Here is a 14,955-nt window from a genome sequence, read left to right on the forward strand (position 1 = left end):
ACATAATAAATAACCAAAATGACTAAGTGGTTTTTCGGGTAATGCTAACCAGCAAAAGTGGTAAATAAAGCAATTTATATTCAATGAGTTAATTTATCACCTCATCAGGCTGAGTGCGTAAAATGCCCTGTTCAGCGGTAACGGGTGCTAAAAATCTGCATTTCAGGTAGACTTCAGCGGATTTTATTTTGAGGCCACTATGTCTACCACGTTGTTTAAAGAGTTCCAGTTTGAAGCGGCGCACCGCTTACCCCACGTGCCTGAGGGGCATAAATGCGGTCGTTTGCACGGCCACTCCTTTCTGGTGCGGCTGGAAATTACCGGGGAAGTGGATGCCTATACCGGTTGGGTTATGGATTTTGCAGAGTTGAAAGCGGCCTTTGCACCGCTCTATGACCGCCTCGATCACCACTATCTGAATGACATTCCCGGTCTGGAGAATCCCACCAGTGAAGTGCTGGCGAAATGGATTTGGGATGAGATGAAGCCGATTCTGCCGGAATTGAGTGCGGTGATGATCAAAGAAACCTGCACCGCAGGCTGTGTCTATCGCGGATAACGCTCCGCATCGTAGCGGCGCGATTTATCGCGCTGTTGTTTTGGTGCTGTCGCTAAAAAGAGCGCGATAAATCGCGCCGCCACAAAATGCAGGCGTCAGGCAATATTCAAATATTTGTGGGTCTGCATCGACAAGCGCCAGTTACGGGCGATGCAAGTTTCAATGCACAGTTTGGTCGCCGCATCACCACGGCTGATCGGCTGCAACGCGATGATCCGCGCTTTCTCGTCATCCAGTCCCGCCAGCAGCGCATCCAGCGCTTCAACATCACGCATACGTGCCACCGGATGTTTGATCTCATCCGCCCGCTGCAACGCCTGCGGCAGCACATCATAACCACCACGCATATTCACCTTGGGTGAAACCGTCACCCAGGTGGTGTCGGAACAACGAATTTCATGGGTGCCACTGGTTTCAATCTGGCAGGCAAAGCCCGCCGCTTCCAGCGCGTTGGTGAGCGGACGTAAATCGTAAATGGCCGGTTCACCTCCAGTGATCACCACGTGGCGCGCGGTCCAGCCCTGACGTTGGATCGTGTCAATCAGCATCGCCGCATCGGCATTGCCCCAGGCATCGCTTTCGACGGTTTTGATCAGAATGTCACCGAGCGAGGTTTCCCGATCTGCCAGCTTGTCCCAGGTATGTTTGGTATCACACCAGCTACAGCCGACCGGACATCCCTGCAAACGGATGAACAACGCCGGAACGCCCGTGTAAAAACCTTCGCCCTGTAGTGTCTGGAACATTTCGTTAATCGGGTAGTACATTTTTTACTCACTTTACTCATTTAAGGCGCAGATTATGGCAGATCTGTCACCGGTAACAACAGCGGCTTTACGTCAAAAATGCAAAAGCCCCGCACGAGGCGGGGCTTAGCATCAGGCGATACCGCTTTATGGCAGCATCAACAGGCGATTACGCCTGGCCTTTAACTTCTTTCAGACCGTTGAAAGGTGCTTTCGCGCCCAGTGCTTCTTCGATACGAATCAGCTGGTTGTACTTAGCAACGCGGTCAGAACGGCTCATGGAACCGGTTTTGATCTGGCCAGCCGCAGTACCGACCGCCAGGTCAGCGATGGTCGCATCTTCGGTTTCACCTGAACGGTGAGAGATCACCGCGGTGTAGCCTGCATCTTTCGCCATCTTGATAGCAGCCAGAGTTTCGGTCAGAGAACCGATCTGGTTGAATTTGATCAGGATGGAGTTAGCGATGCCTTTCTCGATACCTTCTTTCAGGATCTTGGTGTTGGTTACGAACAGATCGTCACCAACCAGCTGGATTTTGTCGCCCAGCACTTTGGTCTGGTAAGCGAAGCCCGCCCAGTCAGACTCGTCCAGACCGTCTTCGATAGACACGATCGGATACTGTTTGGTCAGGTCTTCCAGGAAGTGGGTGAACTCTTCTGAAGTGAACGCTTTGTTGCCTTCACCCGCCAGCACGTATTTGCCATCTTTGTAGAATTCAGACGCTGCGCAGTCCATCGCCAGGGTGATGTCTTTGCCCAACTCGTAGCCTGCTGCTTTTACCGCTTCAGCGATAACCGCCAGAGCTTCGGCGTTAGAACCCAGGTTCGGCGCGTAGCCACCTTCGTCACCCACCGCGGTGTTCATGCCTTTGGCTTTCAGTACTTTTGCCAGGTGATGGAAAACTTCAGAACCCATACGGATGGCTTCTTTCACCGTTTTCGCGCCAACCGGCTGAATCATGAATTCCTGGATGTCGACGTTGTTGTCGGCGTGCTCACCACCGTTGATGATGTTCATCATTGGCAGCGGCATAGAGTATTTGCCTGGGGTGCCGTTCAGTTCAGCGATGTGCTCATACAGCGGCTGACCTTTAGAGGCAGCAGCTGCTTTCGCCGCAGCCAGAGAAACGGCCAGAATGGCGTTTGCACCGAAGTTGGATTTGTTCTCAGTACCGTCCAGCTCGATCATGATCTTATCGATGTTCGCCTGGTCTTTGGCATCTTTGCCTTTTACCGCGTCAGCGATCGGACCGTTAACCGCCGCAACCGCTTTGGTCACGCCTTTGCCCAGGAAACGAGATTTGTCACCGTCACGCAGCTCCAGCGCTTCGCGAGAACCGGTTGATGCACCTGATGGCGCAGCAGCCAGACCAACGAAACCACCTTCCAGATGCACTTCTGCTTCTACAGTCGGGTTGCCACGGGAGTCGATAATTTCGCGACCGATGACTTTTACGATTTTGGACATTCGATTTTCCTCAGTACAAGTTAGTCAATCCTAAGACAAACAACGCGCGAAAACCTCGCGCGCTGCTCGTGAAACTTACTTCGCTAACCGCTTCTGGTATTCCTGTGCCGCTTTCACAAAGCCAGCAAACAGCGGATGACCATCACGCGGGGTCGACGTGAATTCCGGGTGGAACTGACAGGCCACAAACCACGGATGGTTTGGAATCTCAATGATTTCGACCAGTTGATCGTCACCGGAACGGCCCGCAATACGCAGACCCGCCGCTTCAATCTGCTTCAACAGCATATTGTTTACTTCATAACGGTGGCGGTGACGTTCAGTGATCACGTCTGAGCCGTACAGCTGGCGTACTTTGCTCTCCGGCGTAAGCTGGCACTGCTGGCTACCCAGACGCATGGTGCCGCCCAGATCGCTCTGCTCGCTACGCATTTCGACATTGCCTTCTTCATCACGCCATTCGGTGATCAGCGCAACCACCGGGTACTTACAGTCTGGCACAAATTCAGTTGAGTTGGCGCCAGCCATACCCGCCACATTGCGGGCAAATTCCATCAGCGCAACCTGCATTCCCAGGCAGATGCCGAGGTAAGGCACGTTGTTTTCACGCGCGTATTGCGCGGTCATCAGTTTGCCTTCCACACCACGGTAGCCAAAGCCGCCAGGGATCAGAATAGCATCCAGATCTTTCAGTAATTCGACACCGCGAGTTTCAACATCCTGCGAATCGATCAGCTTGATGTTAACGGTGACGCGGTTTTTCAGGCCGCCGTGTTTCAGTGCTTCAATCACGGATTTGTAGGCATCCGGCAGTTCGACATATTTGCCGACCATACCGATGGTCACTTCGCCGCCCGGATTGGCTTCTTCGTAAATTACCTGCTCCCACTCGGCCAAATTGGCTTCCGGGGCATTCAGGTTGAAGCGTTTGCAGATGTAGTCATCCAGACCCTGCGATTTCAGCAGGCCCGGGATCTTGTAAATGGAGTCGACATCTTTCAGTGAAATAACCGCTTTTTCCGGTACGTTACAGAACAGCGCGATTTTGGCGCGTTCGTTAGCCGGAACGGCGCGGTCAGAACGGCAAATCAGCACATCCGGCTGAATCCCGATGGAAAGCAGTTCTTTTACCGAGTGCTGCGTTGGCTTGGTCTTCACTTCGCCTGCGGCAGCCATGTACGGCACCAGTGTCAGGTGCATATACATGGTGTGTTCACGGCCCACATCGACCGCCATCTGGCGAATCGCTTCGAGGAACGGCAGAGACTCGATATCCCCGACGGTGCCGCCGATTTCCACCAGAACGACGTCGTGACCTTCGCCACCTTCAATGATGCGTTCTTTGATGGCGTTGGTGATGTGTGGGATCACCTGGATGGTCGCGCCCAGATAGTCGCCGCGACGCTCTTTGCGCAGCACTTCTGAGTAGATTCGGCCAGTAGTAAAGTTGTTGCGGCGCGTCATTTTGGTGCGGATGAAGCGCTCGTAGTGACCCAAATCCAGATCGGTCTCGGCCCCGTCATCGGTAACGAAAACTTCACCGTGCTGAGTTGGGCTCATGGTACCCGGATCGACGTTGATGTACGGATCGAGTTTCATGATGGTCACATTCAGACCACGTGCTTCAAGGATGGCTGCGAGGGAGGCTGCGGCAATGCCTTTCCCCAGAGAGGATACGACCCCGCCGGTCACAAAAATATAGTTCGTTGTCATGCTGAACCTGAGAGTTTAGGTTTAAAGACGATGGAATAACCAGGACGGGAAAACAGTATACCTGAAGTCGTCACCTGCCACAATTGATCAATCACCACCCTCTCCTCCTACGCAGTGCAGCGGGTAACATAGCGGATAGCCAGGGATGAAATGTTGATGCACGTCACAAAGTTGCCGCATGGCTGAATCGAGTAAGCTCAAGCGGCGATTTTATGCGCACTGCTGGAATAATCAACAAATCGTCAGTGTTCGCGTTAGTCCTTGTTCTCGCTAACTTTCACCTGCTGCCAGGCTTCTTCCATCTGTTCCAGTGTGGCATCCGTCATCGCCATGCCCTGCGCGCTAATCAAGGCTTCCACCTGACGAAAACGACGTTCAAATTTATCATTAGCCTTCTGAAGCGCCACCTCGGCTTTGCTACCCAGATGACGCGAAAGATTTACCGTCGCGAATAATAAATCGCCGATTTCTTCCTCAAGTTTGGCGCTATCGACCACCGCCTGCTGCGCTTCGTGCATCACTTCGTCAATCTCTTCATGCACTTTATCCAGCACCGGGCCAAGGTTATTCCAGTCGAAACCAACATTACTGCATCGCTTCTGGATTTTGTGCGCACGCATCAACGCGGGCAGAGCTTTAGGGATATCATCCAGTGCCGAATGCTGGGCTTTTTCTGCCCGCTCGCTGTGTTTGATTGCCTCCCAGTTCTTCAGCACTTCCTGCGCATTTTCTGCTTTGGCATCGCCGAAGATATGCGGGTGACGGCGTTCGAGTTTATCGCTGATAGCATTGCAGATATCATCAAAGTTGAAGCGTTGCTGCTCGCTGGCCATTTGGGCGTAAAACACCACCTGGAACAGCAGATCGCCCAATTCTCCGCGCAGATCGTCAAAATCTTCACGCTGGATGGCATCAATCACTTCATAGGTTTCTTCCAGCGTATAAGGCGCGATGGAGGCAAACGTTTGTTGGCGATCCCACGGGCAGCCACACTCAGGATCGCGCAGAGTTTGCATGATGGTGAGCAGGCGTTGAAGGGCATTCATGGGCAGGTCCTTTGGGAATATTTCGTCGCGGCGCGATAAATCGCACCGCGACGGTATGGGCATGGGGTTTAATGCAGACGGCGCGCGTCGATAATATCCGGCACCTGATTCAGTCGGGCGAGCACGCGGCCCAGCACCTGCTGGTTATAGATTTCAATATCCATATCGATGGTCGCCAGCTGCTTACGGGTATCGCTGCGGCTGGAGACGCCCAGCACATTCACCTTCTCATTCGCCAGAATGGTGGTGATATCGCGCAGCAGGCCGCTGCGGTCGTTCGCCGTGACGCGCACCACCAGCGAATAACCGCTGGAATAACTTTCGCCCCACACCGCATCAACGATACGCTCCGGCGCGTGGGAGATCAGTTCCGCCAACTGGTCACAATCCGCCCGGTGAATTGAAATGCCGCGTCCCTGGGTAATAAAGCCGACAATATCGTCGCCCGGAATCGGCTGGCAGCAACGGGCGATATGGTGCAGCAAGTTGCCGACACCTTCCACCACCACGCGCCCGCTCTCTTTGCGCGCCGATGGCGTATAGGATTTCTGCGTCAGTTGGCGCAGCGCTTCGCGATCTTCCTCCTCGGCGCTTGGCTTATTCAGCTTACCTTGCAGGAAGTTGACCATCTGGTTGAGGCGAATATCACCACCGCCAATCGCCGCCAGCAGTTCCTCCAGCGACGTGACGTTATAACGCGGCAGCAACAGCTTCTCCGCCTCGCGCAGGCTGATATCCAACTGGGTCAATTCAGTATCGAGAATCTGACGACCGGCGATAATATTCTTGTCGCGATCCTGTTTACGGAACCAGTTGTGTATTTTGGAACGACCACGGCTGGTGGTGATATAGCCGAGGTTCGGGTTAAGCCAGTCGCGGCTTGGGTTCGGCTGCTTCTGGGTGATGACCTCAACCTGATCCCCCATCTGTAACTGGTAGGTGAACGGTACGATGCGTCCGCCAATTTTCGCGCCGATGCAACGGTGGCCGATATCGCTGTGAATGTGGTAAGCGAAATCGAGCGGCGTTGAACCTGCAGGCAGGTCCACCACATCGCCTTTCGGGGTAAAGACATACACGCGGTCGTCAAACACCTGGCTGCGGACTTCTTCCAACATCTCGCCAGAATCGGACATCTCTTCCTGCCAGGTGATCAACTTACGCAGCCAGGCTATACGTTCTTCATGGCCCGCAGCACCACGCGTGCTGCTGCTGGTCGGCCCCTCTTTGTATTTCCAGTGCGCCGCGACGCCCAGTTCGGCATCTTCATGCATCTGGCGGGTACGAATCTGGATTTCGACCGTTTTGCCCTGCGGCCCCAATACCACGGTATGGATGGACTGATAACCGTTGGGTTTCGGGTTGGCGACGTAGTCATCAAACTCGCTGGGCAGGTGGCGATACAGGGTATGCACCGTACCGAGCGCACCATAGCAATCTTGCAAACGTTCCGCCACGATGCGTACCGCGCGCACGTCGAATAACTCGTCAAACGCCAGCGATTTTTTCTGCATCTTGCGCCAGATGCTGTAGATGTGTTTCGGACGGCCATACACCTCGGCACGCACGCCCTCTTTCTGCATCTCTTTACGCAGGTTATCGACAAAGTTATCGATGTACTGTTCACGATCGATACGCCGCTCATGCAGCAGCTTGGCGATACGTTTGTATTCATCGGGATGGAGATAGCGGAAGCAGTAATCCTCCAGCTCCCATTTGAGCTGACCGATGCCGAGGCGGTTAGCCAGTGGCGCATAGATATTGGTGCTTTCTTTCGCGGCGAGGACGCGCTCATCTTCCGGCGCGTCTTTCATTTCACGCAGGTGAGCGATACGCTCCGCCAGTTTGATCACCACGCAGCGAAAATCTTCCACCATCGCCAGCAACATGCGGCGCACGTTATCGACCTGCTCGGAGGCCATCGAGTCGTTATGGATCGCCTTCAGCTGACGGATCGCATCCATATCGCGCACGCCATGCACCAACGAGACAATGCCTTTGCCAACGGTCTGCTCCAGTTCTTCTTCGCTGACCACATCGGCATTTGCCAATGGGAAAATCAGCGCGGCGCGCAGACTGTCGATATCCATACTCAGCATTGAGAGGATTTCCACCATCTCAATACCGCGCCACAGCAGCTGTGCCTGATCAGGATGGTCGTGCGTTTCGGCTTCACAGTAGCGCCAGGTGTCAGCCAGACGCTGACAGGATTGCGGGTTGGCAATGCCTAAACTGGCAATCCACTGGTCGAGGGCAAATTCCCCCGCCGTATTTAAATGCGCACTTCTAACCGCAACCATATCCTCTCCTGCCACAGCGACTTAGGTGTCGCTTATGTTTTGCTGAACAGCACCATGGATTCGAGATGACTGGTATGAGGGAACATATCCAGCATCGCGACCCTTTCCAAATGGTAACCCGCCGACAGTAATGTCTGACTGTCGCGGGCAAGTGTTGTTGGGTTACAAGAAACATAGACCACGCGTTCCGGCGCAAGTTTAACAATGTGCGACATCACGCCTGCCGCCCCGGCACGCGCCGGGTCCAGTAACACCTTATTAAATCCCTGCGCAGCCCATGCCTGGCGCGCAACGTCTTCTTCCAGGTTATGCTGGAAAAAGCGGACATTTTTCAGATTATTCAGGTCTGCATTATACGCTGCCTGCCGTACTAATGCTGCAACGCCCTCCACACCAACGGCATTTTCTACGAACTTTCCTACAGGTAAGGTAAAGTTTCCCATACCGCAAAACAGATCCAACACCCGGTCCTGTGGCTGTAAGTCAAGCCAGTCAATGGCTTTCGCCACCATCTGCTGGTTTACCCCATCATTCACCTGAATGAAATCTTGTGGGCTGAAGGTCAATTGCAGGTTGAATGAACGATAAAACGGCGCATCGGGCTGCAAGGTCGTCAGATCGTCGCTGCCGTCAGCGAGATACAGCATCACATCATGTTCATGCGAAAAGCGTTCCAGTTTTGCACGATCGTCAGCGGACAATGCATCAAGATGGCGCAATACCATCAGCGGACCATTATCCGCCAGCACCAGCTCAACATGGCCCAGACGCTTCACCGTATTTAAACCACTGAGGCAGCGGTGCAGCGGCAGCAACAACGCTTCAAGTTCGGGCGCCAGAATAGGGCATTGCGTTAACTCCACCAGATCGTTACTGGCCGCTTTGCGAAACCCCATCTGTAAACGCTGCTGTTTTGGCTGCCACTGCAACCCCAGACGGGCGCGACGACGGTAACCCCAGGCATGACCACTGATGATTTCATCAACACGTACCGGTAAAGGCGCGTCACGGCTTAGCATCCGTTCCAGCGCTTTAGCTTTGCTTTGTTCCTGCAACGCCACCGAAACATGCTGCTGCTGGCAACCGCCGCAGACACCAAAGTGCGGGCAACGCGGCGTCACCCGCTCCACACTGGGGTTGGTAATGCGCGTGGCTTTAGCACGCACGTACTGGCGTTTATCTTCCAGCACCGACACCTCAGCCTGCTCACCGGGTAATGCGCCGCTGACAAACATCGCTTTGCCATTATGGCGCGCAACACCTTGTCCAAAGGGATCAAGGTCTTCGATGGTGACGGTAATACGCTGTCTGGTCGTCACCCGCTGTTTTGCGGAGTAAAATTGCGCCATAGTGTTGTAAATTCTCTATTCTGAATGGGTTGTGCCGTTTGCACAGGGATAAACTTGCCAGGAGTCGCCAGGCCTTACTATGACCAAATACAGCCTGCGGGCGCGAATGATGATTCTGATACTGGCGCCAACGCTGATGATTGGCCTGTTGCTCAGTACTTTTTTCGTGGTTCACCGCTATAACGAATTGCAGCATCAGGTCCAGGATGCGGGTGCGAACATTATCGAGCCGTTGGCGGTTTCCGCCGAATATGGCATGACATGGCACAACCGCGATGCGATACGCGAACTGGTCAGCCTGCTGCATCGCCGCCATTCCGATATTGTCCGTGCGATTACCGTTTTCGACAACAACAATCACATCTATGTCACTTCAAATAACAACCAGAATCTTAGCCTGGTGCAGAAAGAGGATATCTCCACCCTGGGGGATGGCGTCTCGGTTGAACGCCGTGGCAACCTGATGGTCCTGCGCACTCCGATCGTGGCAGAGCGTTATTCCGTCGATGAACTGCCGCAGGAAGATGCGAAACCTAACGGCAATCCGCTAGGATATGTGGCGATTGAGCTGGATCTGCAATCGGTACGTCTTGAACAGTACAAAGAGGTGTTTGTTGCCACCCTGCTGCTGCTGTTTTGTCTGTGTATCGCCATGTTGTTTGCCTATCGCCTGATGCGCGACGTCACCGGTCCGATTCGTAATATGGTGACCACCGTCGACCGCATTCGTCGTGGTCAGCTCGACAGCCGTGTCGAGGGTTATATGCTGGGCGAACTTAGCATTCTGAAGAACGGTATCAACGCTATGGCGATGTCGCTGACCGCCTACCACGAAGAGATGCAGCAGAATATCGACCAGGCGACTTACGACCTGCGTGAGACGCTGGAGCAGTTGGAGATCCAGAACGTCGAGCTGGACCTGGCGAAGAAGCGCGCCCAGGAGGCGGCACGCATCAAATCCGAGTTCCTGGCCAATATGTCGCATGAACTGCGCACGCCATTAAACGGCGTCATCGGCTTCACCCGCCAGATGCTGAAAACCGGTCTCAGCACCAATCAACGTGATTATATGAGTACCATCGAACGCTCTGCCGCCAACCTGCTAAGCATCATCAATGACGTGCTGGATTTTTCCAAGCTGGAAGCGGGCAAACTGGTGCTGGAGTCGATCCCCTTCCCCCTGCGTGCCACGCTTGATGAAACCCTGGTGTTGCTGGCCCCATCGGCACACGAGAAAGGGTTAGAGATGACCGTTTGCCTGGAAAAACAAGTGCCAGACAACGTGATTGGCGATCCGCTGCGCCTGCAACAGATTTTGATTAACCTGATCGGCAATGCCATCAAATTCACCGAGCAGGGACATATCGACCTGCGCGTTGAGCTGCGCCATATCAACACCATGCGCGTCGCACTGGAGATTCAGGTGCACGACACCGGCATTGGTATCTCCGATCAACAACAAACGCAGCTGTTCCAGGCTTTTCGTCAGGCCGATGCCAGCATTTCGCGCCGCCACGGCGGAACCGGGCTTGGGTTGGTCATCACCCAGAAACTGGTACATGAGATGGGGGGTGAAATCGCTTTTCACAGCCGCCAGGGCGAGGGGTCGACCTTTTGGGTGCATATCCAATTGGATCTCAATCCGAATGCGCCGCCGCTGCCGCGTGCACTGGAGGACTTGCGATCATCGCAGTTGGCCTATGTCGAGCCACACCCGGCGGTGGCAAAGACGGTGCTGGAGATGCTGAGTGGCACGCCGTTGCAGGTACAGCACGCCGCCACGCTGGAGGAGTTGGGCGATACCCACTTCCCGCTGTTGCTGATGGGACTGCCGGTGGAGAGCAAAACCTCTCCCACGTTACCTGATGAGATGATCGCACACCTGCTGAACCGCGCCGACTCGGTGCTACTGGCGCTACCCAGTGAAATGATGTTGCATGCTGATGAATTGCGCGCACGTGGCATTGCCGGTTGCCTGACTAAACCGGTATCCCTGACGCGCCTGCTACCCATGCTGCTCGATTTCCACAGTCGACAACGCGAAGCCTTGCCGCGCGGGACACGCCAGCCGCTGACGGTGATGGCGGTGGATGACAATCCGGCCAACCTGAAGCTGATCGGTGCACTGCTGGAGGAACAGGTTGAACACATCATTTTGTGTGACAACGCTGAACAGGCGATTCGCCAGGCACGTCTGCGCCCGCTGGATGTGATTCTGATGGATATTCAGATGCCGGAGATTGACGGTATCCGCGCCAGCGAGATTATCCGCAGCCTACCGCTACATGCAGCCACGCCGATTGTAGCGGTCACTGCCCATGCGCTGGATGGCGAGCGTAAGCAGTTGATCAATGCCGGTATGAACGATTATCTGGCGAAGCCAATTGATGAAGACAAACTCAGCCAGCTATTGCAGCGTTATACACCGCGCAACGTCGTAAGCCACCTGGCCGCACCGACGGTAGCCCCTTCACTGGATTGGGCATTGGCTTTACGCCAGGCGGCGCATAAGGAAGACCTTGCTCGCGATCTGTTGCAAATGCTGTTGGATTTCCTGCCCGAGGTGGCGCAACACGTGGAATCTTGTATGGAAAACCACGATGTGACCGGCTTACGTGAAATTATTCACAAACTGCATGGCAGCGCCAGCTACAGCGGCGTACCGCGTTTGAAAGAATTGTGTCGGCAACTGGAAAAGAGCCTGCATCAGGAGAGTGATATTGCCGCGCTGGAGCCTGAATTGCTGGAGCTGAGCGACGAGATGGACAATGTCGCGCGCGAAGCCCGCACGTTGTTGCAGTCATAATTCCCCCGTACCACGCAACTCCATGCGCGATACGGGAAAAACCGGCGCGATAAATCGCGCCACTACAGGCTGTTGCCAACCTTAATCGTTGCCGCTACGTTACGTGCCGTCAGGCGCACGTTCCGCGCGGCATTCGCCAGCGCTTCTTCCAGCGAACAGATGCCAAACAACACGCTGAACACCGCATCCAGCCCGTGCTCATGCACCACACCCACATCTGCCGTCAGACTGCCCGCAATGCCAATCACCGGCTTGTTAAATTGTTTCGCCACCTGCGCCACACCAATCGGCACTTTGCCGTTGATGGTCTGGCTGTCGATACGCCCTTCACCGGTAATCACCAGATCGGCATCCTGCACCTGTGCGGCGAGGCCCAACGCTTCGGTAACGATCTCGATACCGCGACGCAATTCAGCCTGGCAAAACGCGTGCAGCGCTGCCCCCATCCCACCTGCCGCACCACCGCCAGCGATATGCAGCACATCAATATCCAGGTCGCGATGAATAATATCGGCGTAGTGCGCCAGCGCCTGATCCAGCTGTTGTACCAGCTCCGGCGTTGCGCCTTTCTGCGGGCCAAACACCGCCGAGGCCCCTTGTGCACCCGTGAGGGGATTGGTCACATCGCAGGCCACTTCGAAACGGCACTGTCGGATGCGTTGATCTAAGCCATCGATTTCAATCCGTGCCAACTGCGGCAAGGCTCCGCCACCGTAAGCAATCTCGTTGCCCTGCGGATCCAGCAAACGTGCGCCGAGCGCCTGCATCATGCCAGAACCGCCATCATTGGTGGCGCTGCCGCCAATACCAATAATGATATGCCCAACCCCACGATCCAGCGCGTTCTTGATCAGTTCGCCTGTACCAAAGGAGGTAGTAATCAGCGGGTCGCGACGCGACGTTGGCACCAGTTCCAGACCACTGGCCGCCGCCATCTCAATAAACGCGGTGCGGGTGTCACCCGACAAACCATAAAACGCATCAACAGGCTCCCCCAACGGTCCGGTGACCGTCAGCCTGACAATGCTTCCCTGCGTTGCCGCCACCATCGCTTCTACCGTGCCTTCACCACCATCGGCGACCGGTATTTTTACGTAGTCAGCTTCAGGGAAGATGTCGCGGAATCCCGCTTCTATCGCTGAAGCTACTTCAAAGGCGGATAAACTCTCTTTATATGAATCCGGTGCGATAACGATTTTCATAGGCAATCCGAGCGCGGTTGATGACGGAAATCCGTCCTGCTAAGGCAACCTGGCCGTCCGGTATCCTGCGATACCGGACGTGCGAGCTACCGGGTAATCTCAACTTTCGCTAATTTTTCATAATAGCAGGCTAGCGCGCTGTGGTCGGCGGTGCCCAGACCGTCGGCCTTCAGCGCCTGCATCATCTCCATCACCGCGGCAGTCAGCGGCAACTGTGCACCCACGCCATGTGAGGTATCCAGCGCGTTAGCCAGATCCTTGATGTGCAGATCAATGCGGAAGCCCGGTTTGAAGTTGCGATCCAGCACCATCGGCGCTTTAGCATCCAACACCGTGCTACCTGCCAGACCACCACGAATCGCCTGATAGACCAGTTCCGGATTCACACCCGCTTTGGTCGCCAGTGACAGCGCTTCGGACATCGCCGCAATATTCAGCGCCACAATCACCTGGTTCGCCAGCTTGGTCACGTTGCCGGCACCGATGTCACCGGTGTGCACCACCGAACCTGCCATCGCTTTCATGATGTCGTAGCACTGGTCAAACACCGCTTTATCACCACCCACCATCACTGACAGCGTACCTTCAATCGCTTTTGGCTCACCGCCGCTGACCGGCGCATCCAGCATTTTGATGCCTTTCACTGCCAGTGCGTCGTGGACTTCGCGACTGGCCAGCGGCGCGATTGAACTCATGTCAATCACGATCAGGCCCGGTTTCCCACCATCAATGATGCCGTTCTCACCCAGACACACTTCTTTCACCTGCGGTGAGTTCGGCACCATGGTGATCACTACATCCACCTGTTGTGCCACTTCTTTTGCGCTTTTCGCCGTCAAAGCGCCCAGCTCAACCAGCTCGGCTTCGCTTGCCGCGTTGTTGTCACGTACCACCAGCGAATATCCCGCTTTCAGCAGGTTTTTACTCATCGGTTTGCCCATGATGCCCAGGCCGATAAATCCAATTTTCATTACGTTGCCCCTTGATCAGTTACTTCTTAAATTTGTCGCACAGCGCCTGAGTGGCGTTGCGGAAAACACCCAGATCGCTGCCGACGGCAACAAAACTGGCTCCCCATTCCAGATAACGGCGGGCGTCGGCTTCTACCGGAGCCAGAATACCGCTCGGTTTACCCGCCGCTTTGGCACGTTCAAAAATGTATTTAATGACCTTCAGCACTTCCGGATGAGCAGGCTGACCGAGATACCCCAGCGCAGCAGAGAGGTCGCCCGGTCCAACGAAGATACCGTCTACGCCTTCCACGGCAGCAATGGCATCAATGTTGTCCACCGCCAGCTGGGATTCGATCTGCACCAACACCGTGATGTTGTCATTGATGGTGGCGTTATAATCCGGCAGCGTGCCGTACATGTTGCTGCGGTGCGAGACCGATACACCGCGAATCCCGGCCCCTGGATAGCGGGTTGATGCCACCGCACGCGTGGCTTCTTCTGCGGTTTCAACGAACGGAATCAGGAAGTTATAGAAACCGATATCCAACAGGCGCTTGATGATGATCGGTTCGTTGCAGGGGGGGCGTACCACCGGTGCGCTATGGCTCCCCTTCAGCGCCATCAGTTGCGGAATAAAGGTGGTGATGTCATTAGGTGCGTGTTCGCCATCCAGCACCAGCCAGTCAAAGCCCGCCAGGCCCAGTACTTCGGTGGTGATCGGATTGGCCAGCGCGCACCAGCTGCCAATCAGGGTTTCTCCTGCCAGCAAACGGCGACGAAAAGCATTCGGCCAGGCTGTATTGCTCATTATCT

General features: G+C 54.9%; 11 protein-coding genes. 2 read left to right on the forward strand and 9 right to left on the reverse strand.

Features of this window, described 5'->3' with window-relative positions; translation table 11 throughout:
• Positions 1 to 199: 199 nt before the first annotated feature.
• Complete coding sequence (gene queD / locus AC6I8W_RS16365; RefSeq protein WP_013510240.1) at positions 200 to 559, forward strand: 6-carboxytetrahydropterin synthase QueD; 360 nt, start codon at positions 200 to 202, stop codon at positions 557 to 559.
• A gap of 95 nt (positions 560 to 654) precedes the next feature.
• Here queD and queE read toward each other — a convergent pair whose 3' ends face one another.
• The 6 genes from queE to rlmD form a co-directional block, all read right to left on the reverse strand.
• Positions 655 to 1,326, reverse strand: a complete 672-nt coding sequence (gene queE, locus AC6I8W_RS16370; protein WP_497835850.1) for a 7-carboxy-7-deazaguanine synthase QueE — start codon at positions 1,324 to 1,326, stop codon at positions 655 to 657.
• A 148-nt stretch (positions 1,327 to 1,474) separates the two neighbouring features.
• Positions 1,475 to 2,773 (reverse strand): phosphopyruvate hydratase, encoded by a 1,299-nt coding sequence (eno, locus tag AC6I8W_RS16375; protein ID WP_480365381.1) that lies wholly within the window; start codon positions 2,771 to 2,773, stop codon positions 1,475 to 1,477.
• Positions 2,774 to 2,848: 75 nt separating this feature from the next.
• Complete coding sequence (pyrG, locus tag AC6I8W_RS16380) at positions 2,849 to 4,486, reverse strand: glutamine hydrolyzing CTP synthase (protein ID WP_013510244.1); 1,638 nt, start codon at positions 4,484 to 4,486, stop codon at positions 2,849 to 2,851.
• A gap of 254 nt (positions 4,487 to 4,740) precedes the next feature.
• A complete protein-coding gene (gene mazG / locus AC6I8W_RS16385) occupies positions 4,741 to 5,532 on the reverse strand; it encodes a nucleoside triphosphate pyrophosphohydrolase (RefSeq protein ID WP_497835851.1) in 792 nt (263 codons plus the stop codon).
• Positions 5,533 to 5,600: 68 nt separating this feature from the next.
• A complete protein-coding gene (gene relA / locus AC6I8W_RS16390) occupies positions 5,601 to 7,832 on the reverse strand; it encodes a GTP diphosphokinase (RefSeq protein WP_497835852.1) in 2,232 nt (743 codons plus the stop codon).
• A 32-nt stretch (positions 7,833 to 7,864) separates the two neighbouring features.
• The gene (gene rlmD / locus AC6I8W_RS16395) at positions 7,865 to 9,181 is read right to left on the reverse strand and encodes a 23S rRNA (uracil(1939)-C(5))-methyltransferase RlmD (RefSeq protein ID WP_497835853.1); all 1,317 of its coding nucleotides are present in this window, start codon (positions 9,179 to 9,181) and stop codon (positions 7,865 to 7,867) included.
• Positions 9,182 to 9,260: 79 nt separating this feature from the next.
• Between rlmD and barA the strand changes: the two genes are divergently transcribed.
• A complete protein-coding gene (barA, locus tag AC6I8W_RS16400; RefSeq protein ID WP_497835854.1) occupies positions 9,261 to 11,987 on the forward strand; it encodes a two-component sensor histidine kinase BarA in 2,727 nt (908 codons plus the stop codon).
• A 62-nt stretch (positions 11,988 to 12,049) separates the two neighbouring features.
• On the opposite strand, the gene AC6I8W_RS16405 is transcribed toward barA, so the two are convergent.
• The 3 genes from AC6I8W_RS16405 to garL all read right to left on the reverse strand — a co-directional run bounded on the left by AC6I8W_RS16405 (position 12,050) and on the right by garL (position 14,950).
• Positions 12,050 to 13,189 (reverse strand): glycerate kinase, encoded by a 1,140-nt coding sequence (locus tag AC6I8W_RS16405; protein WP_497835855.1) that lies wholly within the window; start codon positions 13,187 to 13,189, stop codon positions 12,050 to 12,052.
• Positions 13,190 to 13,275: 86 nt separating this feature from the next.
• Positions 13,276 to 14,160: a 2-hydroxy-3-oxopropionate reductase gene (gene garR, locus AC6I8W_RS16410; protein WP_497835856.1), complete on the reverse strand. Its 885-nt coding sequence runs from the start codon at positions 14,158 to 14,160 to the stop codon at positions 13,276 to 13,278.
• A gap of 19 nt (positions 14,161 to 14,179) precedes the next feature.
• Positions 14,180 to 14,950: a 2-dehydro-3-deoxyglucarate aldolase gene (garL, locus tag AC6I8W_RS16415; RefSeq protein ID WP_021184542.1), complete on the reverse strand. Its 771-nt coding sequence runs from the start codon at positions 14,948 to 14,950 to the stop codon at positions 14,180 to 14,182.
• Between the last annotated feature and the right edge of the window lie 5 nt (positions 14,951 to 14,955).

The organism is Pantoea sp. X-Soil-TKNS-1211 (assembly GCF_059730495.1).